Here is a 23,056-nt window from a genome sequence, read left to right as displayed (position 1 = left end):
TGCCGGACCGGGTTTTTCTTATGATGGATTTTCAATAATGGAGGATATTCATGATTACATTATATTTAGCGCGTCACGGTGAAACGGACGGAAACGTACAGCAGTGGTATCAAGGTTCTACCGATGTACCCATCAATGCCCACGGGCTGGAACAGGCCAAACACCTCGGTGAATTTTTCAGCCATACCCACCTCGATGCCGTATACAGCAGTACCCTCCAGCGGGCCATGGCTACGGCTGAATGCGTAGCGGCACCGCACGGTTTGACGGTCATTCCTGACGAATCCTTGAAAGAAGCCGATTTCGGCGTGTGGGAAGGCCATACGTATGAAGAAATTACGACCAAGTGGCCGGGAGAACTGGAAGCGGTCTATGCTTCCGACGGGACTTTGCCTGCCCGGGGCGGCGAATCGTTCTGCCAGGTCCGGGACCGGATCTTGAAGGGAACCCTGGACATCCTGGCCAAGCATAAAGACGGCGACAGCGTATTCATCGTCTCCCACGGGGCGGCCATCCGCTGCCTCCTCTTCGGCCTCTTGGGCCTCGATATGCGCCGTATCTGGTGCTTCCAGCAGTTCAATACGGCCTTCAATGTCGTCGAATATTACGGCGACCGCAACGTCCTGACCCTCCTCAACAGCACCCGCCATTTAGAAGGGACGGCCGGCTATCTGCCCCAATGGGACAAGATGCCTTCCTTATAAGGTGTGCCGATGGGTAAGGCAATGCGCCTCGATAAACTCCTGGGCCATACGGGCTGGGGGACGAGGAAGGAACTGAAAGAATTATGTAAGAGCGGTCAGGTCACGATTAACGGCGACATTTGCCGCGACAGCGGTCGGAAAGTCGATCCCCAAGAGGACGTCGTCTCCGTCGGAGGCCAGGTCGTATCATATGAAGAATATATTTATCTCATGCTCTATAAGCCTGCCGGCGTCGTGTCAGCTACGGAAGACAATGTGTCGAAGACGGTCATCGACCTCTTGCCTCGCCAGTATCAGGGCAGCCGACTGTTTCCCGTCGGCAGGCTGGATAAAGATACGACCGGTCTCTTGCTGTTGACTAACGACGGGACCTGGGCCCACGGCATTACGTCGCCGAAAAAGCACCGGGCCAAGCACTATCAAGCCGTCGTTGAAGGGCATATTCCAGCCGATTTAGGGGAACGCTTCGCCTCGGGCATCGTCCTTGACGACGGTCTCCACTGCCTGCCGGCAGAAGCGCGGCAGACCGGCGATCATACGATTGCCGTCGTCGTCGAAGAAGGGAAGTTCCACCAGGTAAAGCGCATGTGTGCGGCCGTCGGCCTGACGGTGACCAAGCTTCACCGAAGTTCCATCGGGCAGGTTGCTCTCGATGAAAGGCTTCAGCCCGGCGAGTTCCGCCCTTTGACGGAAGATGAGCGAAACAGCTTATCGTTATAACAAGGAATATATCCTTTTGATTTTTTCCTTTTCAGGCAAGATAAAATATGGTATTATAAAATATGATTGAATTAATATAAGGTGATAGTATGATAGAACAACGAATTGCCGATTTGCGTGCCTTCCTCGAAAAACACGATGCCGACGGCGCCATCATCGTTCAGCCCGAAAACCTGCGTTACTTCAGCGGTTTTACCGGCGGCGAAGGGGCCTTGGTCATCGGGCTTGATCAAGCCGTCCTGTGGACCGATTCCCGTTATACGGAACAGGCCGTACAGCAGTCGGGCTCGTGGTACGACATCGAAAATCATCAAGGTGCTTTGGCCCGCTCCATTCGCCAGTCCCTTACGGATATGGAAATTGGCGTTGCGGCCTATGAAGAAAATTTTCTGACCCATTATTTATATGAGGCCATTGCTGACGGGGCTCTCTGCGGTTTTCTCCCCTGCGACCTGACCGGCCTGCGGGCCGTAAAGGAACCCCATGAACTGCAGGCGACGCGCAAAGCCAGCCAGATCGCCGACCGGGCCTTTGCCGACCTCCTGCCGTATATCCGGCCGGGAGTTACGGAAAAGGAACTGGCAGCCCGCCTGGAAAGCAATATGCTGCTCCTCGGATCTGAAGAAAAATCCTTTACGACGATTGTCGCTTCCGGCAAGCGCTCGGCCATGCCGCACGGTACGGCCAGCCCTAAGGTCATCGAAGCCGGCGATTTCGTTACCTTTGATTTCGGCGCCGTTTGGGACGGCTATCATTCCGACATTACCCGGACCGTCGTTGCCGGCAAGGCGACACAGGCCCAGAAAGATTTTTACAATCTCATCTTGGAAGGGCAGAAATTGGGCGTATCCTTGGTAAAGGCCGGCCGTTCGTGCCGCGCCGTCGATTATGAAGTGCGCAATTATTTTGCCCGCTATCACGTCAGTCAGTATTTTACCCATTCCCTGGGACATGGGACGGGGCTTGAAATCCATGAACAGCCTGTGCTGTCACCCCGTTCGACCGGTGTCTTACAAGAGAATATGATAGTCACGGTCGAACCGGGACTGTACATAGAAGGCAAGTTTGGCGTCCGCATTGAGGATTCCGTTGCCGTAACAGCCGACGGCTGTGAAATTTTAACCAAAACACCCAAAGATTTGATGGAGCTGTTATAGGAGGAGTTTACACATGATTACAAGTAATGATTTCAGACCAGGCGTAACGATTGAAATCGACGGCCAGGTATGGCAGGTTGTTGAATTTCAGCATGTAAAACCGGGTAAAGGCGCTGCCTTTGTACGCGCTAAGATTAAAAACCTCGAAACCGGTGCCGTTATCGAACGTACGTGGAATGCCGGCGAAAAGGTTCAGGATGGTCACGTTGACCGCCGCCAGATGCAGTACCTTTATGAAAATGAAGGTATGTACTGTTTCATGGACAACGAAACGTATGAACAGATCGAATTGAACCGCGACGCTCTGGGTGATGCAGCCAACTTCCTCAAAGAAGAAATGACCGTATCGGTCATGATGTTCAAAGGCAAAGTCATCGGCATCGACCTTCCGGCTTCCGTTGAACTGAAAGTCGTTGAAACCGACCCCGGCGTCCGTGGTGATACAGCTACCGGCGGCAGCAAACCGGCTACGCTTGAAACGGGTTATGTCGTCAAAGTACCGCTCTTTATCAATGAAGGCGAAGTTCTCCAAATCGATACGAGAACCGGCCAGTATATCGGCAGAGCTTAAGGTTAACGGGTTACCGTGAGCCGCTAGCATAGGGTATTCAAGGGGCTTCGCGCGTGCGACAGCCCCTTTTTTGGATGAAAGAGGTGATGTTCATGGAAACGACAGAAGTCAATGAATGGGGGAGCATCCATATCTCTTCGCAGGTCATTGCAGCCATTGCTTCGCTGACGGCGGGAAAGGCTCCGTCTGTCGCTGCTTTGGGAACGAATATTGCCGATGCGGCCGCTGAAAAGCTGGGCCGCAGCCGGCCCAATCACGGCGTCGATGTCTCCATTGACGGCAACAGCATCGAGCTGACCGTCCGGCTGATCATTCGCTATGGCTGCCGGATTCCTGACGTCGCCCTGGAAGTCCAAAAATCGGTCAAGGATGCCGTAGAAAAGGCGACGTCCTGCCCCGTTGCGGCCGTTCACATCATCGTCCAGCAAGTGGTTTTTGAGGAGGCCGGTCAACATGGATGACAATCAGGATTTTGCCTATGCCGTCAGTGATAAGGCCCTGCGCAACATTGCCGAAGCGGCGGCCAAGGACGTGGACGGCGTCACGGCCGTTACCCGCTGCAGCGTTTCCGTGAAAGACGGCAGCGTCGCCTTGAAATTGGACATCCGGGCCGTGTACGGCTTTGACCTGCACGAACTGGCTCTCGCCGTCCAAGAGAAGGCCGTTCAGGCCGTCCGGGATATGGCCGACCCCAAGGGCCTTGATATTTCCGTTACCATTGAAGATTTGGTCCTGCCGCCGGCAGACTAGTTACCAACAGGAGGTTTTTTGTGAGCAGACATAAAGCGCGCCAAGAGGCGCTCGAACTCTTATATTCCCGTGAATTTCACGAAGAAAACGATATCCAGTACAGTGAACATGAAATCATGGAAAGCGATTTCATCACGACGGATATGCTGACCGAAGACGGCCCGGAATTGAGCGAATCGGAACGGCATACGTACTCGGCGTACCTCGTCGAAACGACGACGGCTCACCGCGCTGAATTGGACGATATCATCCGCCCCTTCGTCAAAGGCTGGGAAATCGAACGGATGAACCGCATCGACCGCAACATTTTGCGCCTGGCCCTGTGCGAACTGGTCTACCCGAAAGAACCTTTGGCACCGTCCATCGTACTCAATGAAGCCATTATTTTGGCCAAGGAATTCAGCGGCGATAAGTCGGCCAAATTCGTCAACGGCATCCTCGGTGCCTACGTAAGGTCGAAAGACTGATGGACACCTATCTCGGTATCGACACCAGCTGCTATACGACGTCGTTGTGCCTGGTCGACGGGGACTACAGCATTGCCGCTGACGAACGCATCATCCTGACCGTCCCGGAAGGCGGCCGCGGCCTGTCCCAGTCGAACATGGTCTACCAGCACTCGCGCAATCTTCCGGTCCTCTTTGAACGGGCCGCCGAAGTACTGAAGGACCGCTCCGTTCGGGCCATTGCCGTGACCGATCAGCCGCGGCGTCGGGACGATTCGTATATGCCGGCTTTTTTGGCAGGCCTCGGCTATGCCAGAGCGCTCTCGGCTGTCTTAGGGGTGCCCTTATACCGCCTGAGCCACCAGGAAAATCACCTCTTGGCCGTCCTTCGCAGCAAGGGACGTGTCGACAGGGCGCCTTTTTACGGCATCCATCTCTCCGGCGGAACGACGGAGCTCGTCCGGGCTGAAGCCGACGACAAGGGCCTTGACATCACCCGCCTGGGAGGTACCAGCGATATCAGTGCCGGCCAGTTCATCGACCGCATGGGCGTTGCCATGAACCTGCCCTTTCCGGCCGGCGTCCACGTCGATAAGCTGGCGCAGAAATTTTCCGGCAGCCTCAAGGGAGCCCCTGTCTTTTTCAAAGACGGCGAAGTCAGCTTTTCCGGTCCCGAATCGCAGGGGCAGCGGTTCTTGAAGGACGGGGAAACCGACCTTCCGAGACTCTGCCGCTGGACGCTGGCAACGGTCTGGCGAGGCCTTCTGCACCTCCTCGACTACGCCGCAGCTGACGGCATGACCCATCTCGTCGCCGCCGGCGGCGTCATGTCCAATTCCTATCTGCGCCGGGAACTAAAAGAGTACTGCCGGAAAGGGCACATCACCCTCGACCTTGCCGAGGACGGCTTCAGTGCCGACAATGCTTCAGGAGCCGCTTTCTGGGCGGCCCTGCAGGAAGGGAAGAAATGATGAAATACGCATCGGTTACGGACGTCGTCCGCCGCATCAAAGAGGACATACACAAGGATTACCGGCTCCAGAGCATTGCCATGGAAGGCAACGTCATCGGTCTGAAGCAGGCGTCTAACGGCCATTATTATATGAATATCCGCGATGAAGAGTGCTCGCTTCGGGCCATCGTCTTTCGCAGCCGGGTTACGGCTGCCGTAAAGGCCCTGCGCGAAGGGGACCACGTCGTCGTCATCGGAGCCGTCAACGTCTATGAAAAAGGCGGCGCCTTGTCCTTTATCATTGAACAGCTCTTTTCCCAGGGAACGGGATCCCTTCAGGCCCGGTACGAACAGATTAAGAAGGACCTGGAAGCCAAGGGATATTTCGACAGTTCCCATAAAAAAGAACTGCCCCGCTTTCCCTGGCGCATTGGCGTCCTGACTTCGGCAACGGGCGCCGTCCTGCACGACATCTGCCGTATTGCCGGTGAGCGCAATCCCTATGCTGACATCGTCCTTCGTCCCATTCCCGTTCAAGGGGAGGGCGTCGATAAAACCATTGCCGCTGCCATCGATGAGATGGGGAAGCGAAGGGACTTGGACGTTTTAATCGTCGGCCGAGGCGGCGGATCCATGGAAGATCTCTGGTGCTTCAACAGCCCGGCTGTCGTAACGGCCATCTATGGGGCTAAGGTACCGGTCATTACGGCTATCGGCCATGAAACGGATACGACCTTAGCCGATTATGCCGCCGACATACGGGCGGCGACGCCGACCCACGCTGCCGAACTGGCCTTTTTCGATTTTCGTGAAGCCGAACTCGATTTAGCTGCCCTGGCAGAAAGGGCCTATGAAACCCTCCTGCGGCGTATCGACGGTGAAGCACGCCGTCTTGATGCCGCAGCAGGCCGGCTGAATTTACCGCACTATGAACGCTTTTTGGAAATGAAGCAGGCACAGCTGGCTATGCTCTTAAAAGAGGCCGGCCATCAGTGGCAGCGGCGCCTTGAACAGGGAGACGGCCGGCTTACGGCCCTTAGGGCGCGCCTTGATGGGCTGAATCCGGAAAACCTCGTGCGCCGCGGCTACGGCCAGCTTATACAGGACGGAAAGATCATTACTCGCGTCGACCAGGCAGCTGCCGATAAGCCCCTTGAAATACAGCTCGTCGACGGTGCCATTGTAACAGACGTGAAAGAGGTGAAGATATATGGCAAGAACGACGGATAAATTGAAGAACTTTGAAAGCAATTACGAAAAATTGGAACAGCTCGTCCGCGACTTGGAAGCACCGGACCTGACGCTGAAACAGTCCCTCGATTTATATGAAAAAGCCGTTAAATTGTCCAAGGACTGTGAAGACGCTTTGGATTATGCCCGCCAGAAGGCAGCGGCCATGGCCGGTACGGAAGAAGCGGCAGACGGCATGGCAGAAGGAGTGCTGGACTTATGATGTTTAAAGACTATTTAAGTACTAAAAAAGATCATATCGAAAAGACACTGGAAAGGCTTCTCGTGACGGAACAGCCGCAGTTTGCCCCCTTATATGAATCGATGAATTACAGCCTCATGGCCGGCGGCAAACGCATCCGTCCGGTTCTCATGCTGGTGACGATCGAAGCTTTAGGAGGCGATGCGGCGCCGTATACGGAAATGGCCTGCGCCCTCGAATGCATCCACACCTATTCCTTGATTCACGACGATCTGCCCTGCATGGATAACGATGATCTGCGCCGGGGCAAGCCGACGAACCACGTCATTTACGGGCCCGGCATTGCCACCCTGGCCGGCGACGGCCTTTTGACCTTTGCCTTTGAACTCCTGGCACGTCAGAAGGATATCGACCCGGATAAACTGAACCGCTGCATCGCCGTCATCGCCAAAGCTGCCGGTCCGGCCGGAATGGTCGGCGGTCAGGCCTTTGACCTGGCGTCGGACGGCAAGATGGAAATCGGTCGGGAAGGGATGGAACTCCTGCACCGGTCCAAGACGGGAGTCATCTTCAAAGCGGCCATCGATATGGCGGCCATCGTTTCCGATGCCGAACCGGCCGTGCGAAAAGCCCTCGATGAATACGCGACTTACATGGGGCTGACTTTCCAGATCACCGATGATATCCTTGACGTCGTCGGCGACGAAGCCCTGTTAGGAAAGCCCGTCGGCAGCGACCTTAAAAACGACAAGGCGACGTATGTCACCATCTTTTCTCTTGAGGAAGCTCGCCAGATGGCGCGTGAAGCGGCAGACAAGGCCGTCGCGGCTCTGGTGCCCTTGGGAGACAAAGCCTGGTTCCTGAAGAATCTCGTCGAATATATGCTGACCCGGGTTCATTAATGATAGAGAGGTAAGAGTGTATGCAGCATAAAGAAAGACTGGACGTACTCCTCGTCAACCGCGGCTTGTCTGAAAGCCGGGAAAAGGCCAAGGCGGCCATTATGGCCGGCCTGGTCTTTGTTGACAATCAGCGCGTCGATAAGGCCGGTACCAAACTGTCTGACGATGTAGACATTACCGTCAAGGGAAATCCCATTCCCTACGTCGGCCGCGGCGGCCTGAAATTAGAAAAAGCGATGGAAACATTTCCCATCGACCTTACGGGAAAGACCATGATGGATATCGGCGCCTCGACGGGCGGCTTTACGGACTGCGCCCTTCAGCGCGGCGCCGTGAAGGTCTTTGCCGTCGACGTCGGCTACGGCCAATTGGCTTGGAAGCTGCGGACCGACGACCGAGTCGTCAACATGGAACGGACCAATATCCGAAACGTTACCGTCTCCGATATCGGCGAACCCGTCGACTTCATCTCCATCGACGTTTCCTTTATTTCACTCCTCAAAATCATGCCGGCCGTCGTGCCTCTCTTGGCGTCAGGCGGCACCATGGCAGCCCTCATTAAACCTCAGTTTGAGGCCGGGCGGGAACACGTCGGCAAAGGCGGCATCGTCCGCGACATCGCCGTCCACCGCGAGGTAATCCGCCGCGTCGTCGACGGCATCGCCGAAAACGGACTGTCGCCGCTGGGCCTTACCTTTTCTCCGATAAAGGGGGCCGACGGCAATATCGAATACCTGTTGTACTGCCGTAAAGACGATCCCTGCCATAACGACATCACCGACGATGTCGTCGAAGATATTGTCAGTAAATCTCACGAAATGTAGGTGATTTTTCATGCGTATCGGTATTTTTCCAAACCTTGTCAAACGCGAAAGCGCAGCCATTGTAAAAGAACTCATTCGGATTTGTGAAGAACGGGATATTGAATACTATCTGCCGGCCTACGTCAGTGAGAGCTGCCAGCCGGCTTATCAGGAAATTGCAGCCGAACACTTTCGGCCGCGGATGACGATTTACGATACCATCGATATCGCCATGGTTCTCGGCGGCGACGGGACGATCCTGAAGATGGCCAACAAATTTGCCGCTGCCGACGTTCCCATCTGCGGCATCAATCTCGGCTCTTTGGGCTTCCTCTATGAAGTAGAAACGAGAAACCTGGAACAGCGCCTGGACGACATCCTGGCCGGAAAATATTTCCTCGAAGAACGGATGATGCTCCATGCCGATCTGTGTTATGAAGACGGTATGATCCAGTCTCTGCCCGATGCCTTAAATGATATCGTCATCGGCCACGGCAATGTCGGCAAATTGATCCGCGTCGACCTCAGCATCAACGGCCACTTCATTCAGCAGTACCCCGGTGACGGCCTCATCGTATCGACGGCGACGGGCAGTACGGGCTATACCTTTTCGAGCGGCGGCCCCATTGCAGCGCCGAGCGTGCCCTGCATCATGGTGACGCCGATCTGTCCGCACCTGCTCCTCAAAGTGCCCCTGGTCCTGCGCGATGACGACCAGATTTCCGTTACCTCGGCTCACAGCCGCAACAGTGTCCGCGTCTCTGTAGACGGCGTAATGGATCAGGAATTGATGGGCAATATGGTTCTTGAAATCCGAAAAGCCGATCACGTATTGAAGTTGATCCGCTTTAACCAGAACTATTTTTACAGTAACTTGTTTACCAAGATGATGGGAAATGATTGATATGTATCCATTCCGCAATGCCGTTACGGTATCGCACATGCTCGCCGATCCCTATGTCCGCCAGGCGAAACGGCTCGTCGATATGACTTGTGGGAACGGATATGATACGGCTTTTTTGGCAAAACTCATGCCGGCTGATGCCGTTCTCTATGCCTTTGATATACAGCCCTGCGCCGTTGAACGCACGCAACGGAGGCTCGTTGAAGAAAATCTGACAGACCGCGATGTCCGCTGTCAGTGTGGTTCTCATGACGAACTGCTGGAAAAAGTCCCTGACGGCATCGATGTCATCCTATTCAATTTAGGCTATTTGCCGTCCGGAGACCACCGCATCCATACGGATTATGAAATAACACTAAGGGCTATAAAAATAGGCTTGAATAAAATTGCGATAAATGGGATAATTATAATAGCAGCTTATCCCGGTACTGATGCCGGCGCTCAGGAAGAAAGAGCGCTGCAGTCATTTTTGAAGGACGTACCCCAAGAGGCCTTTCACATCTCATCGTGGAGACCTGTCAATGAGGTTCATTGTCCGCCCTTATTATATGTCGTACAGAAGAGAGGGAAAGGTCATTATGAAAAGATTCCGCTATACGAAGATTAAAGAGATTGTCCAATCCAGACCGATTGAAACGCAGGAGGAACTGGCTAAGGCTTTGCAGGAAGAAGGCATTGAAGTTACGCAGGCCACGGTGTCCCGTGATATCAAGGAACTGATGCTGATCAAGGTCCCGACCAGTGACGGCCATTACCGTTACGCCCTGTCGCCGGAACAGAACATGCTCATGTCCAAGAACCGCATGGCACGTCTCTTCCAGGACTCCATCGTTCGCGTCGATTCGGCCTACAATCAGATCATCGTCCATACCTTACCGGGTTCGGCCAATCATATTGCTGCTGCCATGGACCATGCCCGTTGGGAAAACGTCATCGGTACCTTAGCCGGTGATGACACGGTCCTGCTCATTGTGAAAGATACGGAAACGGTTCCCAAGTTGATTAAGCTTATCGTATCATTGATGAAGGAATGAGGTTCTTATGCTGCAGTCCCTGCACATCCATAACTTTGCGCTGATTGAAGACCTGCACTTGGACTTAGAGGACGGAGTGACGATTTTTACCGGTGAAACAGGGGCCGGCAAATCGATCCTCCTCGATGCCATCGGCATGCTGGCTGGAAAACGGGCGTCGGCCTCTTTCGTCCGCCACGGGACAGAGGGCTTTCTCGTCGAAGGCTCCTTCTTTTTTGCCGATATGGCAGAGGACTTGTTAGCCTTGCTGTCGGAAAATCACATCGAAGCCGATGAGGGACAGCTCATCATCTCCCGGCAGTTTCAGCGCAGCGGCAGGGGGACGATCCTGGTCAACGGTACCTTAGTGCCGACGGCGGTCCTGCGCCGCTTAGGCGATTATCTTCTCGATATTCACGGCCAGTTCGACAACAGCCTTATCTTTAATCCCGCCTATCACGTCGCCATTTTAGACGGCCTCGATGACGACGTCCGCCAGGCGAGAGCGTCCTATGACGACCTGTATCGGACGTGGCATGAAACGGAAGGAGCCATCAAGGCCCTGCGCCGCGATGAAGGAGAAAAGGCCCGGATGCTCAGTATCCTGGCTTTTCAAATCAAGGAGATCGAAGGGGCGGCTTTAAAGGAAGGCGAAGACGACGAGCTCGAAGGGAAGATCAATAAGGCATCCCATGCCGAACACTTAAAGGATAATCTGCGGGATGCCATCTTTTCGTTAGAAGGCGGCGAACGCCAGACCGGGGCCATCGAGCAGCTCGAAGCCATTCACCGCAGCCTCGAAAAGGCCTCGACCTATGACGATGCCTTCAGTGCCTTGTCGGGCAAGGTCGAAACCCTGTCCTATGAAATCGAAGATATCCACGACGCCCTCCTGCGCTACGCCGATTCTTTCGATTTTGACGAACGGGCTTTAGATGCCATGCAGTCCCGCATGGCGACGATCGAAAAATTGAAGCGCAAATACGGTGTCACCGTTGCCGACATCCTGCAGTTTTTGGCTAAGGCCAAGGAAGACTATGAACGCCTTGACCAGTCGGAAAGTCATTTGGCAAAACTCGAAGAACGATTGGCTAAAGAAGCCGCTGCTGTCCGCCATCAGGCCGAGATTTTACTCGATCTTCGCCATAAAGCCGACAGCCGCTTCAGCAAGACTATGACCGAGACCCTCAGTAAGCTCGGCATGCCCAACAGCCGCATTGCCTTTCACTTAGAGCCCATGAAGGCCATTTCACCGGACGGGGCTGCCGGCATCGAACTCTATTTTTCTGCCAATACGGGGGAAGCCATGAAGCCTTTGGCAAAGATCGCTTCCGGCGGTGAAGTCTCGCGTATCGCCTTGGCCTTGAAAAGCACGGGTTCCTCGCGAGAATCGGATAAGACCATGATTTTCGATGAAATCGACGTCGGTATCAGCGGTCAGACGGGACTTCAGGTTGCCGATCATATCCGGAAGCTGGCCGGCAAGGGCCAGATTTTCTGCATTACCCACCTGCCCCAGACGGCAGCCATTGCCGACCACCACTATTTTATTTACAAGAAGGAAACGGACGGCCGGACGGTCACCCAAGTCCGGGCTCTTTCCGATGGGGAACACGTCCTTGAAATCGCCCGCATGTTTGCCGGCAACGATACGACGAAAGCCAGTATTGAAGCGGCACGACAGATTGTACAGCAGGTGAAGGGGCGGTAACATTCCGCAGTAAAAACTTCCTTTGCAGGCCTGCTGTGACAGATACAGGTTGACGAATGTCCGCGATAGGTATATAGTTAAAGATAATTTCAAAATGGAAATATGCCATCAAACCATAAAAATATTGGAGGAATCAATATGCTTCGTGTATTAGTCAATGGCGCCGACGGCCGCATGGGAAGCCAGGTCGTCAAAGCCGTCTTTGAAGATCCGGAATTGACCGTCGCCGGCGGGGTCAGTATCGACCACGTCGGAGAAGACGTCGGTGAAATCGCCGGCATCGGCCATTTGGGCCTTGCCATCGAAGGCGATTTTGCCAAAGCCCTCGATGCTATAAAACCGGACGTCGTCGTCGATTTTACGACGCCGGCTGTCATTTTTAAAAATGCCAAAACCTGCATAGCCCACGGCGTCAACATGGTCGTCGGCACGACGGGCCTTACGGCTGAACAGCGCCACGAGCTCCATGCCCTGGCTTTGGAAAATAAGACCAGCATCTTTATTGCACCGAACTTTTCCATCGGTGCCGTCTTGATGATGAAATTGTCGACGGAAGTTGCCCCTTATCTGCCGGACGTCGAAATCATCGAGCTCCATCACAACAATAAGCTCGATGCTCCGTCGGGTACGGCTATCATGACTGCCGACAAGATCGACGAAGCACGGAAGGCTGCCGGTGCCAAGCCGGCTCCGGACAAGACCCATGAAAGCCTTGACGGTGCCCGCGGCGCCTCTGTTGCCGGCATTCCCATCCACAGTGTCCGCCTGCCGGGCTACGTAGCTCATCAGCAGGTCCTCTTTGGGGGATATGGTGAATTACTCACTATCCGTCACGATTCGATAGACCGTAAATCTTTCATGCCCGGCGTCATCTTAGCCGTTAAGAAAGTAAGCTCCCGTCCGGGACTCGTCTTCGGACTGGAAAACTATTTATAAAAGAAGAACCATGAGGAAAGGAAGTTTGTTATGACGAAAGAACCGGTAGTAGCTATTTTAGGTGCCACAGGTGCCGTAGGCCAAGAATTTATCCGCCTGATTGAAGAACGAAAATTCCCGTACAGCCAATTGAAGTTGTTGGCATCCCATCGTTCGGCCGGCAAGAAGTTGACGGTCAATGGGAAGGAATATACCGTTGAAGAAGCCAAGCCGGAATCCTTTGATGGAGTCGATATCGGACTCTTCGCCGGCGGCTCGGTCAGTAAGGAACTGGGACCGGAAGCAGCTAAACGCGGCTGCGTCGTCATCGACAACTCCAGTACCTTCCGCATGGATCCCGACGTCCCCTTGGTCGTTCCCGAAGTCAATCCGGAAGACATCGCTCTCCATAAGGGCATCATTGCCAATCCGAACTGCTCGACGATTATCATGCTCATGGCCTTAAAACCCATTCATGATCTGTCGCCGATCAAACGGATCATCGTCAGCACCTACCAGGCCGTTTCCGGTGCCGGCAAAGAAGGTATCGACGAACTGCGCGAAGAAGCAGAAGCCTTCTTGGCCGGTCGGGACATGGAACCGAAAATCCTGCCCAGCAAGAGCCTGCCGAAACACTACCCCATTGCCTTTAATCTGATTCCTCAAATCGATAAGTTTGTAGAAGATGATTATACTAAGGAAGAAATGAAGATGGTCAACGAAACGCACAAGATGCTCCACGATGACGCCATCGCTATTACGGCGACGACGGTCCGCGTGCCGGTCTTCCGCAGCCATGCCGAATCGATTTACGTTGAAACGGCTGATGAATTGACCATCGATGCCATCCGCAAGGCTATCGATGCCTTCCCGGGCGCTCAGGTTCAAGACGATCCGGCAGCGATGGAATATCCCATGCCTTTATTTACGTCGGAACAATACGACTGCTACGTCGGCCGTATCCGTAAGGACTTGTACAATCCGAAGGCTGTCAATCTCTGGGTATCGGGCGACCAGATCCGTAAAGGTGCAGCCCTCAATGCCCTGCAGATTGCTGAATATATGCTGGATCACGACATGATTCACTGAGAATAACGATGGGAGATGAAACCTCTATGTTAACCTTTCCAAATGTCATTGTTGCCATGATAACCCCGTTCAATCAGGACGGTTCTGTCAATTACCAAGCCTCGGTTGACTTGGCCAAGCAGTATGCCGACGAAGGTTCGGCTATCCTCCTCGGCGGTACGACCGGCGAAGGCGCAGTCATGACGGAAGAAGAAAAACTCAAACTCTTTAAACTCGTCGCCGACGAATTGAAAGACAAGACCCTGATCATGGGCAATGTCGGAACCAATAATACGGCCGAATCCATTGCGATGGCCAAAAAGGCCGAAGCGACCGGTGTCGACGTCCTCTTGGCTATCGTGCCGTACTACAATAAACCGAACCAGGACGGCTGTTACGCCCACTTTGCAGCTATTGCCAAGGCAACGTCCCTGCCAATCTTCATCTACAACGTACCGGGCCGTACAGGCGGCAGCATCGAGCCTGCGACTGTGTGCCGTTTAGCGCATGACTTTTCCAACATCATCGGCCTCAAAGACGCCAGCGGCAATATCGACTTCGCCGGCTACGTAGCAGCCAATGCTCCGGAAGGCTTCCACCTCTACAGCGGGGAAGACAACCTGACATTGCCCTTGGTCGCTGTCGGCGGGGATGGCATCATCACCGTTGCCGGCCACGTCATCGGCAAGGAAATGAACGCCATGATCCAGGCCTATAAAGACGGCGACGTCAAAAAGGCCGCTGCCCTTCATCAGCAGTACCTGCCCTTCATGAAAGGCGTCTTCTGCACCGTAAGCCCGGTCCCCATTAAGACCATGGTCAATATGCTCGGTTTTCCCGCCGGCCCCCTTCGTCTGCCCTTAGTCGAAGCCAGCCCGGAAATCCGCGAAAAATGCAGACAGTACCTGAAAGACATCGGAAAATTATAAGTTTGTCAATCAATCCCTTCGCTTGATGGCGGAGGGATTTTTTTGTGCCTTTTCATGCTGGCGTAAAAGAGGCAATAAAAAAAGCTCACACAAAATGTGTGAGCTTTTTCTGTGGTGACCCGGTAGGGATTCGAACCCTAGACCTACTGATTCGTAGTCAGTCACTCTATCCAGCTGAGCTACCGAGTCATAACTTGTCGTTCCTGACGACTTATATATAATAACAAAAAACGAGGAACTTGTCAATGTATTTCCGGAAAAAGCTCATCGTTTTTTGAATTAAAAGGCAGAATTTCCCGTAGCGGCCGCAAGAAGAGGGCAGGGGATGCTGCAGCACTGCCTGATTCGTCTTAGGAAAAGGTCTCTGTCATCAAGCGGCTAAACAATTCCATGGCCGGACTGATCCATTTCTTGCTGTTGTAACCGCAGGCGGCTGAAATGCGGGCGTCGGTCAGTTCCGTCTTGATTTCTACCAGTTCGCCGCGCTTTAAATCTTCTTCGACGGCGAAGGTAGGCAGGTAGGATATGCCGACGCTGCTTTTCACCAGGTTTTTAATGGTCGGAATGCTCCACAATTCGATGGTATGGTCAAGGACGATGGATTTTCGCTGCAGGTACTGCTCGAAGATCTGACGAAAGACGCAGGTCGGTTCATTGATGATAAAGGGCAGGGGAAGGGTTTGGCCGGGTGTTATAAAATCAGGGTATTCTCTTTTTATATCAGGCGAGGCGACGAGGGCCATGGGATAACTTCCAAAGGTCGAGACGGTCAGATTGTCGCCGAAGCCGCCGACGTTTTCGTAAAATACGCCGAGGTCCAACGTTCCGTCTAAAAGTTCATTGCGGATGTCATAGCAATTCATGGACTGCAAGAACAGGCGGGTATTGGGGGCCAGGTCATGAAATCTTTTCAGCACCGGCGACAGTTTATAACAGAGCAGGGTTTCACCGACGCCAATCCGTAGGATGCCTTTATATTCCGACAGATCAGTTTCAAAACAACTGAGCCTTTCGACGGACGTGAGGACATCGTTTACATAAGGGTATAATTGTTCGCCGGCCTTGGTCAGCTGCATCCGCCGTCCGACTCGTTCAAACAATTTGACGGACAATTCCTGTTCTAACTGTCCGACTTGGAAGGTAATGGTCGATTGGGTATAGTTGAGTTTTTCCGCAGCCTTGGTGAAGCCGCCTTCTTCGATAATGGTCTTGAAGGTCTGTAAATATTTTAAATCCATAGGAACCTCTCTATAGTTCAAAATAAATGAAGTTTAAAATTAAAAACATCAATTTTATCTAAGAGTATATCGATGATATACTAACAGAGAAAAATTAAACTGTCAATGAGGGAGCCTTATGATTATGCTAAAAACAACACCGACCTTACAGAAACCTGACTCACTGCTTCAGTGCATCGTCCTGGTCATCGCCGCCTGCATTGTCCACGGCGTGATGCAGGGCGTCCACGACAATTACGGCATTATGATGACCGGGCTCATTCCCTACACCGGTATCGACTACGTGACCATCAGCTTCGCCATCGGCGTAGGCGCTCTGGTCTATGGACTGGCCCAGCCCTTTCTCGGCATCCTAGCCTTGCGAAAATCACCTGTCTTCGTCATCCTGATAGGAATCCTTTTTACCGTCGTCGGCTTGGCGGCGACGCCCTTATGTACCACTCCTTGGGCGCTGGTCTTATTTTTTGGCCTCGTCCTGTCCTTTGGCACGACGGGACTCTGCTTTGGCATCATCATGGGGGCCATCACGCCGATTTTGGGAGAGAAACGGGCAGCTGTCGTTTCCGGCCTCGTTCAGGCCAGTGCCGGCATCGGTGACGCCCTGATGTCCCCGGCCTTGAATCTGGCCATTTCAACCTTCGATATTGCCTTTGCCATGAGGGCCCTGACCGTTCCTTTCCTGCTGATGATCCCCATCGCCATATGGATGCACTCCATAGGCAAAAAGGAGTCTCAACGAGAAGAGGGAAGTCGTGAAGGGGAGGGAAACCCCAAAGTATCTCTGGTTCCCATACTGAAATTTGCTTTAAAAGACCGGGACTATCGCTTAGTTCTCATGGGCTTTGCGACCTGCGGCTTTAACATGTCTATCATCGAAAGCCATTTATTTTCACAGTATCTGTCCTATGGCATCGACGGCAGCACAGCGTCGTTGACATTGACCGTATACGGCATCGCTACCATGATCGGCGCCGCCGGGACGGGGTTTCTCGGAGCGGCCTTCAAAATGAAAAACGTCCTGGCCGGCGTCTATGCTATGCGGGTCGTCGTTTCCCTGGCCTTCCTGTTTCTTCCGAAGTCGGTCGCCTTTGCCTTTGCCGCCACGGCCTTATTGGGCCTTTCCGGCGATGCGACGGTGCCGCCGACGTCGGGCATCATCAGTAAAAAGTTCGGTCCGAAGAACATGGCCGTCTTGTATGGATTTACCTTAATCGGCCATCAGATAGGCGCCTTTTTCAGCGCCTATCTCGGAGGTCTTTTCGTAGACATCGGTTGGGGCTACAGCCCTCTTTGGATGGTTAACCTCTGTTTGGCTGCCATGGCTGCGACAGCCAGTTTCCGCATCCGCAATGAAGACGAAAGAAAAGAATATGCAGGGGAAATCTGATGTATTTTAACGGCAAGTCGAAAGAATAAAGCCGGAGCCTTGTGAATCCGCTGTTCACAAGGCTCCGGCTTTGTATAGAAGCTTTTTCGTTTTACTTTTTCAGGTTCGGTGTGCAGTCGATGATGATCGTGTCTGCTTGTTTCATGACCGTGAAATTGCCCTTTGTCGAAGAGAAGGCATTTTCCAAGGCATCGCTGTGCCATTTCTGGACGGTCATGGTCGTACCGCCGAGGTTTTTCGACGACGACGACTGTTTCTGCGCATCTTCCGGCAGAATATCGCTGATATTCAGGTCTTCACCGTCTTTTAAGGCGATGGTAACGGTAACGGCCCGGCCGTTTTCAAAGACGACCTGATAGCGGCCGTTATGGAAGACGCGGATCGTGTCGCCCTGGGAATAGGGGTGACCCCATTCATCTTCCCAAGCCTTTTGCGTATCGCCGATGGTCGGCAGTTTGGCCAGGGCCTTTTCTTTCGATTCGGCTTGGCTCTTCGTATCCTGAGTGGACTTGGTGTCCTTCGATTGCTGCTGTGTTTGAGTCTGTTCCTTTTGCTGGGAGTCAGTCGGCACGGCTGTCGAGCATCCGGCAGTCAAAAGGGTGAATAACATGAGGACAATAGCAAGATAACGTTTCATAATAAACCTCCCGTTCAATTAGCGGCGGCGGAGGTTGTCTCCGCCTTTATGGCGCTGTTTGTGGCGCTTGTTTCGAGTCGTCTGATAGGTGCTGGCAGGCAGTTTGTCGCGATAAGTCTTTTGCCGCTTTGGCGGGGTGCTGCTGGCTTTCACTTTGACTTGTCCCGTCAGGGTATATTTGGTGATCGTCGCCTGGATGTTGTGTTCGATCCGGCGGACCCAGTCGACATCGGCTCCGGTGGCGAACATGATGGACAGGCCTTCGCTTCCGGCCCGGCCTGTGCGGCCGATGCGGTGGATGTAGTAATCGACATCGTGAGGGACGTCGAAGTTAAAGACATGGGTAATGCCTTCGATATCGATGCCGCGGGCGGCGATGTCGGTAGCGACCAAAATCTGGGTCTTGGCCTTGGCAAAGTCACGCAGGACCTGGTTGCGCCGGCCCTGGGACATGTCGCCGTGGAGTTCGCCGATGTTGAAGCCTTCGGCGATGAGCCGTCCGGCTAAGAGGGACGTCCGCTCCTTGGTGTTGCAGAAGACGATGGCCAAGTAGGGATTCATTTCGGTCAGCATCTGGCATAATTTCGGCAGTTTCTGGTCTTCGGTCATCATGTAGATCCGCTGTTCGATGTTTTCAAGGGCGATGGTGTCGCCTTCGAGAATTTTCAGGACCAAGGGATTTTGCATGTGCTTTTTGGCCAGGCCTTTGATCTTATCAGGGACCGTTGCCGAGAAGAAGAGGAGCTGCCGGCGCTTTGGCGTCAGGCCGATGAGGGTATCGACGTCTTCGAGGAATCCCGACTGCAGCATCTGGTCGGCTTCGTCGACGACGACCCGGCGGACGCCGCTGAGGTCGAGGGAGTTTCGGCGGCAGTGGTCGAGAAGGCGACCGGGCGTGCCGATGATGACCTGCGGGTGGCGGTGAAGCTTCTGGAGCTGATTTTCGATGGTCTTACCGCCGATGAGGCTTAAGACGTCGACGTCAAGGGTCGGGGCCAAGGTCGCGGCCACATCGGCGATTTGGCGGGCTAATTCCCGCGTCGGCGCCAGGATGAGCACCTGTTCGGCATGGATTTCGGTCCGGATCTGCTGCAGCGACGGCAGCAGGAAGGCCAGGGTCTTGCCCGTGCCGGTCTGGGCCTGAGCCAGTATATCCCGGCCTTTGAACAGGGCCGGGATGGCTTGTGATTGAACGGCCGTCGGTTCGTCGATTCCCTGCTTGTGGAGGAGCTCGGAAAGTTCAGACGTCAGGCCGAGAGATTGAAAGTTTTTTGACATATCGTGCCCTTTCTCTATAGTGCTAACAATGTGCTTACTAACTCTTATTATTACACAAAGCCCTTGTTCGTGCAAACTTTTCTTTCTTTTGCGGATATGGTATACTAAAGTGATTTCGTTTGCATTGTTTTAGGAGGTCTTGCATAAATGAGTTGGTGGCGCGATATTTTGCGGCAGTCTGTTTTCATGTGTATTTTCATCGTCCTCATTCCCATTGGAGCCTATACGATTCACAGCGGTTCCAGTGCCATTGTGGCCGTCGTCAGTTATCTTTTCCTGTCTCTCGTCATTCCGACGGTCTACGTCGGTACGGCGGATGCCGTCTTTGGCGCGGGAAATGGCCGTATTCGCCGCTGGGTCGTCGTCTTGGTCTGGCTCTTCATGCTGGCCCTTAAAGTGGCAGTCAAGGTCTATCTGGGCAGTTACTGGAAGGCGGCGCCTTTTTGGGAATGGCCGACCTTTGGCCGTGATATCGTCTTTATCCTTGCCATGTATGTCGAAATGAGCTTGGTCATGCTCTTATCCTATGGCCTGTCGTCGGTGATGCCGGGCCGAAAGGCGGTGGAACGATGAGCTTTGAATGGAAACAGAAAGGATACGACTGGCTCAGGGCTGTCCTTTGGGCGGCCTGCGGCATCGTGCCGATTCCCTTTGGGGCCTTTGCGTCAGACAGACCCTATATTGCCGCCGCGTCGATCCTCGTCTTTTTTATCCTGTCCTTTGCCGTTCCCCTGTGGCTCGGCTATCGCCGCCGCAAACTGGGGCGATACGATGACTATGCCTCGGCCGGGGCGACTTTCTATGGCGGCGCCGTCGCGCTCATCGTCGCCGTGGGCCTCTTAAACGGTCTGATCGGTTCGGCTCTTTGGCACTCCTATTGGGGAAGGGTATTCTTGTTCACCTTGTGGATGCTTTTGACCATTGCGGCTCAGTACGGGGCTGCGAAGGGTATTGATTTTTGGTACAGCCGGCTGCGGCGGTACTGGTATTCCCCGTTCCTTGACCCCATCTTATTCAGCCTGCCCCTTCCTTGTGCCGTCCTGGGGATGTTCCTCTTTCCGGCCTTCAGCGATGAGTCGGCCTCGGTGAGCCTCTTCATCGGTATTATGGCCATCATGGGCTTTTGCTTCTTAGCCATCAGCATTTTCGTCATCGCCACCTTTGCTTTTTATTTCTTCCCCTATAAGCGTTACGGCTATAGCCGAAAAGAGAAGATCGTCCATCTCCTTTCCATCGTCGTCATGGTCCTCCTGTGGGTCATGGTCCAAAATCTCTTGTTCAATAGTGATATTCAGGTCTTCGGATATATCTTCAAGGCCATGCCGATTCTGCAGAATAACCCCTTGGTCTTCGTGACGCCTTTCCTGTTGTCGTCCCTGGTCATCATCGGCTGCGTGGCTCTTCGCAATGTCGTCGTTGAAACCTTATCCTAAGACGCAATATAAGACAACCCTCATGAATGATTTCATGAGGGTTTTTCGTATAAAAGGGCAATAAAAAAAGGGAGGCTCTTGAAGAGCGCTCCCTTTTGATCTGTTCATTTAATTTCGACAATGGTCTGCTTCATGATCGTGAAGCGGACGACGTAGACGAGCCAGCCCAGGAAGGCGGCGAAGCTGCCGCTGAGGAAGGTCGTCGCATCGGTTGTTGTCAATGCGTATACGCAGTAGATAATTGATACGCCTGCTAAGAAAATCGAAGTATTTCGGTTGCAGACTTTATTGGGAATGTTTTCCTTGGTGAGGATCGTCGTCAAGGCCCCGGCGCAGAGAATGTAGGGGATGACGTTGGTGACGACGGCCAGGTTCGCCAAGAGTTCGAACTGGGCTGCCAAGGTCGGGCTGATCGTCATCAAAGCCAGGACGCTTTGCATGCCTAAGATGCAGAGCATGCCCTTGACGGGAACGTCGGCACTGGTAACTTTAGCAAAAATCTTGGGGAACAGGCCGCGCTGGGCGCTGGTCTTGAAGACGCGGGCTAAGGTGAACTGCCACGACAGGAGAGATCCTGCGCAGGAGAATACCATCAGGCCCATGACTACCTTGCCGGCCGTATCGCCGAGCATGTAGGAGAAGGCCAGACCGAAGGGTGCACTCGATGCCAGGATTTCGGCATTGGGAACGATTCCGGCGATGACATTCGTCGAAGCGACGTAGATGACAGCGACGCTGATGGTGCTGACGAAGGTCGCAATGGGGACGGATTTTTTCGGGTTTTCAACGGCGTCCATGTTGACGGCTGCCGATTCAAGTCCCAGGAAAGACCACAACGTAAGGGCAATCGAATTTCCGACGGCATCGCCGAGACCCAGGTCATTGGGATTCCACGATGCGAGCCAGGTTGCCGGGCTGAACCAGTGCCAGCCGATAATAGAAATACCGAGAACCGGAATGATAGCGCCCCAGATGGTGATGGCACTCAGCTTGCCCGAATACCGGGAGCCGCTGAAGTTGAGGGCAGCTGCAATCCACAATAAAGCGATCGTATATAGACACGTCTGAATCGGCGTAAAGGTCGTTTCAAGGAAACCTGCGCCGTAACCGACTGCCGTGATGGCAATGGCGACGTTTGCAATTACGATGGAAACAGAGTAGGCGTAATTTGCCATAAAATGTCCTATTCGCCCGAAGGCGTATTCGGAGTAACCACCCATACCGCCCGGCTTCGTTGTAAACATGCCACATCGGGCAAAGGCCATGGCGAGGGCTAAAGAGCCAAAAGAGGTAATAATCCAAGAAATGATTGAAATAGTACCGACTTCGGCAAGCTTGGTCGGCAGCATGATGATACCGGCTCCAAGCATGTTGGCAGCAGTGACAAAGGTCAGCTGGACAACAGACATTTTACGACATGTAGTTTTCATTATCAGTCCTTCTTTCGTTTAAAATGCGTATACGGCTAGAAATTTTTAGCAAGTTAATTCTATCATTTTTGCAGACAAAATTAAATAGCTTTTTGAAAAACGTTATATGTATTTAGGGGGTATTTGAGGGTGATTATTCTAAATCTGTATAGAAAATTTTACATATAGTGATAAGGGCCGGGAAGGCTAGGTTTTATCAGCTTTCCCAAGGGGTTGGAAAAATGGATTTTCAAGAAAAATGAGGCTCTGCTGCGCCTTTGGGAGGTCCTTTGTAAAGGCCCTTTCGAGATGGTTTTTGTCCTGACTTTTTTTCTTTTGAAGCGCAGGTTCTTTTTCAAAGAACAAAAATTCACCGATTGTATCCGGATTCAAAGGCAAGGCAGAATCTGTCCTCGGCCTCCTGTCAGAATGGCTGCATCCGGGCCGAAAGAGGATGGGGAATCTCTCCTATGGAAATTGCGCGGTCCGCCTCTAAAAGGACGAAAAAAGAGGATTCATCTTTGAGCAAGCCTCAGAACCATAAGCCAGTAAAAATGAATCCTCTTTGCGACTGGATAAGTATATCAATATTAGGGGCAGACGTCAATAAGAAATGGGAAGTTTTGAGACAAGAAATAATTTGGTTGATTGTATAATGAATTCGGACATATAAAAAGAGACATAAACGGAGATCTCT

Annotated in this window: 26 protein-coding genes and 1 tRNA gene; 22 read left to right on the top strand and 5 right to left on the bottom strand. The window is 53.2% G+C overall.

From position 1 onward, the window contains the following. The first annotated feature begins 50 nt into the window (after window positions 1-50). The 19 genes from QZQ46_RS09425 (at window position 51) to dapA (ending at window position 14,977) form a co-directional block, all read left to right on the top strand. Window positions 51-704, top strand: coding sequence for a histidine phosphatase family protein (locus QZQ46_RS09425; RefSeq protein ID WP_296829170.1), 654 nt, complete (start codon window positions 51-53; stop codon window positions 702-704). A 9-nt stretch (window positions 705-713) separates the two neighbouring features. Next, window positions 714-1,424 carry a pseudouridine synthase gene (locus QZQ46_RS09420; RefSeq protein WP_296829167.1) on the top strand — a complete coding sequence of 237 codons (711 nt, stop codon included), beginning with the start codon at window positions 714-716 and terminating at the stop codon, window positions 1,422-1,424. 89 nt (window positions 1,425-1,513) lie between these two features. After that, the gene (locus QZQ46_RS09415; protein WP_296829164.1) at window positions 1,514-2,581 is read left to right on the top strand and encodes a Xaa-Pro peptidase family protein; all 1,068 of its coding nucleotides are present in this window, start codon (window positions 1,514-1,516) and stop codon (window positions 2,579-2,581) included. 13 nt (window positions 2,582-2,594) lie between these two features. After that, on the top strand, window positions 2,595-3,152 hold the full coding sequence (gene efp / locus QZQ46_RS09410; RefSeq protein ID WP_296829161.1) for an elongation factor P: 558 nt from the start codon (window positions 2,595-2,597) through the stop codon (window positions 3,150-3,152). Between the two features lie 92 nt (window positions 3,153-3,244). Next, the gene (locus tag QZQ46_RS09405; RefSeq protein ID WP_296829158.1) at window positions 3,245-3,613 is read left to right on the top strand and encodes an Asp23/Gls24 family envelope stress response protein; all 369 of its coding nucleotides are present in this window, start codon (window positions 3,245-3,247) and stop codon (window positions 3,611-3,613) included. Further along, entirely contained in the window at window positions 3,606-3,902 is a 297-nt protein-coding gene (locus QZQ46_RS09400) for a hypothetical protein (protein WP_296829155.1), read from the top strand. The genes QZQ46_RS09405 and QZQ46_RS09400 overlap by 8 nt, the downstream gene beginning before the upstream one ends. A gap of 20 nt (window positions 3,903-3,922) precedes the next feature. Next, entirely contained in the window at window positions 3,923-4,369 is a 447-nt protein-coding gene (nusB, locus tag QZQ46_RS09395; protein ID WP_296829152.1) for a transcription antitermination factor NusB, read from the top strand. Beyond that, complete coding sequence (locus QZQ46_RS09390) at window positions 4,369-5,319, top strand: peptidase (RefSeq protein WP_296829149.1); 951 nt, start codon at window positions 4,369-4,371, stop codon at window positions 5,317-5,319. Before nusB ends, QZQ46_RS09390 begins: the two co-directional genes overlap by 1 nt. Continuing rightward, complete coding sequence (xseA, locus tag QZQ46_RS09385; RefSeq protein WP_296829146.1) at window positions 5,316-6,530, top strand: exodeoxyribonuclease VII large subunit; 1,215 nt, start codon at window positions 5,316-5,318, stop codon at window positions 6,528-6,530. The genes QZQ46_RS09390 and xseA overlap by 4 nt, the downstream gene beginning before the upstream one ends. Then, a complete protein-coding gene (xseB, locus tag QZQ46_RS09380; RefSeq protein WP_296829144.1) occupies window positions 6,511-6,753 on the top strand; it encodes an exodeoxyribonuclease VII small subunit in 243 nt (80 codons plus the stop codon). The genes xseA and xseB overlap by 20 nt, the downstream gene beginning before the upstream one ends. Beyond that, a complete protein-coding gene (locus tag QZQ46_RS09375) occupies window positions 6,750-7,634 on the top strand; it encodes a polyprenyl synthetase family protein (protein WP_296829142.1) in 885 nt (294 codons plus the stop codon). Before xseB ends, QZQ46_RS09375 begins: the two co-directional genes overlap by 4 nt. Before the next feature lie 20 nt (window positions 7,635-7,654). Then, window positions 7,655-8,458, top strand: coding sequence for a TlyA family RNA methyltransferase (locus tag QZQ46_RS09370; protein WP_296829140.1), 804 nt, complete (start codon window positions 7,655-7,657; stop codon window positions 8,456-8,458). Window positions 8,459-8,468: 10 nt separating this feature from the next. Continuing rightward, on the top strand, window positions 8,469-9,341 hold the full coding sequence (locus QZQ46_RS09365; RefSeq protein WP_296829138.1) for an NAD(+)/NADH kinase: 873 nt from the start codon (window positions 8,469-8,471) through the stop codon (window positions 9,339-9,341). Continuing rightward, window positions 9,334-9,948, top strand: coding sequence for a class I SAM-dependent methyltransferase (locus QZQ46_RS09360; RefSeq protein WP_296829136.1), 615 nt, complete (start codon window positions 9,334-9,336; stop codon window positions 9,946-9,948). The genes QZQ46_RS09365 and QZQ46_RS09360 overlap by 8 nt, the downstream gene beginning before the upstream one ends. Continuing rightward, complete coding sequence (gene argR / locus QZQ46_RS09355; RefSeq protein ID WP_044504422.1) at window positions 9,920-10,375, top strand: arginine repressor; 456 nt, start codon at window positions 9,920-9,922, stop codon at window positions 10,373-10,375. The genes QZQ46_RS09360 and argR overlap by 29 nt, the downstream gene beginning before the upstream one ends. Before the next feature lie 7 nt (window positions 10,376-10,382). After that, window positions 10,383-12,065 (top strand): DNA repair protein RecN, encoded by a 1,683-nt coding sequence (recN, locus tag QZQ46_RS09350; RefSeq protein WP_296829133.1) that lies wholly within the window; start codon window positions 10,383-10,385, stop codon window positions 12,063-12,065. A gap of 138 nt (window positions 12,066-12,203) precedes the next feature. Continuing rightward, on the top strand, window positions 12,204-13,001 hold the full coding sequence (dapB, locus tag QZQ46_RS09345; protein WP_296829131.1) for a 4-hydroxy-tetrahydrodipicolinate reductase: 798 nt from the start codon (window positions 12,204-12,206) through the stop codon (window positions 12,999-13,001). Window positions 13,002-13,031: 30 nt separating this feature from the next. Further along, window positions 13,032-14,069 carry an aspartate-semialdehyde dehydrogenase gene (locus QZQ46_RS09340; protein ID WP_296829129.1) on the top strand — a complete coding sequence of 346 codons (1,038 nt, stop codon included), beginning with the start codon at window positions 13,032-13,034 and terminating at the stop codon, window positions 14,067-14,069. 26 nt (window positions 14,070-14,095) lie between these two features. Beyond that, window positions 14,096-14,977, top strand: a complete 882-nt coding sequence (gene dapA, locus QZQ46_RS09335) for a 4-hydroxy-tetrahydrodipicolinate synthase (protein ID WP_296829127.1) — start codon at window positions 14,096-14,098, stop codon at window positions 14,975-14,977. A gap of 112 nt (window positions 14,978-15,089) precedes the next feature. Here dapA and QZQ46_RS09330 read toward each other — a convergent pair. Beyond that, window positions 15,090-15,166 (bottom strand) — tRNA-Arg (locus QZQ46_RS09330). A gap of 161 nt (window positions 15,167-15,327) precedes the next feature. Continuing rightward, complete coding sequence (locus tag QZQ46_RS09325) at window positions 15,328-16,215, bottom strand: LysR family transcriptional regulator (RefSeq protein ID WP_296829125.1); 888 nt, start codon at window positions 16,213-16,215, stop codon at window positions 15,328-15,330. Window positions 16,216-16,333: 118 nt separating this feature from the next. Between QZQ46_RS09325 and QZQ46_RS09320 the strand changes: the two genes are divergently transcribed. Next, window positions 16,334-17,602 carry an MFS transporter gene (locus tag QZQ46_RS09320; protein WP_296829123.1) on the top strand — a complete coding sequence of 423 codons (1,269 nt, stop codon included), beginning with the start codon at window positions 16,334-16,336 and terminating at the stop codon, window positions 17,600-17,602. Window positions 17,603-17,693: 91 nt separating this feature from the next. Here QZQ46_RS09320 and QZQ46_RS09315 read toward each other — a convergent pair whose 3' ends face one another. Both QZQ46_RS09315 and QZQ46_RS09310 read right to left on the bottom strand, forming a co-directional pair. Continuing rightward, window positions 17,694-18,239 (bottom strand): hypothetical protein, encoded by a 546-nt coding sequence (locus tag QZQ46_RS09315; RefSeq protein ID WP_296829121.1) that lies wholly within the window; start codon window positions 18,237-18,239, stop codon window positions 17,694-17,696. 18 nt (window positions 18,240-18,257) lie between these two features. Further along, entirely contained in the window at window positions 18,258-19,517 is a 1,260-nt protein-coding gene (locus tag QZQ46_RS09310; RefSeq protein ID WP_296829119.1) for a DEAD/DEAH box helicase, read from the bottom strand. A 147-nt stretch (window positions 19,518-19,664) separates the two neighbouring features. On the opposite strand from QZQ46_RS09310, the gene QZQ46_RS09305 reads away from it, so the two are divergent. Continuing rightward, window positions 19,665-20,090 carry a hypothetical protein gene (locus QZQ46_RS09305; protein ID WP_296829117.1) on the top strand — a complete coding sequence of 142 codons (426 nt, stop codon included), beginning with the start codon at window positions 19,665-19,667 and terminating at the stop codon, window positions 20,088-20,090. Then, a complete protein-coding gene (locus QZQ46_RS09300; protein ID WP_296829115.1) occupies window positions 20,087-20,950 on the top strand; it encodes a hypothetical protein in 864 nt (287 codons plus the stop codon). Before QZQ46_RS09305 ends, QZQ46_RS09300 begins: the two co-directional genes overlap by 4 nt. A gap of 104 nt (window positions 20,951-21,054) precedes the next feature. Here the strand turns inward: QZQ46_RS09300 and potE are convergent, their stop codons facing one another. Further along, window positions 21,055-22,380, bottom strand: coding sequence for a putrescine-ornithine antiporter (potE, locus tag QZQ46_RS09295; protein ID WP_044504410.1), 1,326 nt, complete (start codon window positions 22,378-22,380; stop codon window positions 21,055-21,057). Window positions 22,381-23,056 lie beyond the last annotated feature (676 nt).

The sequence above is a fragment of the uncultured Megasphaera sp. genome (assembly GCF_900539295.1).
GTDB lineage: Bacteria > Bacillota > Negativicutes > Veillonellales > Megasphaeraceae > Megasphaera.
The sequence above is the reverse complement of the archived record's forward strand: the minus strand, read 5'-3'. Positions and strand labels throughout refer to the sequence as shown.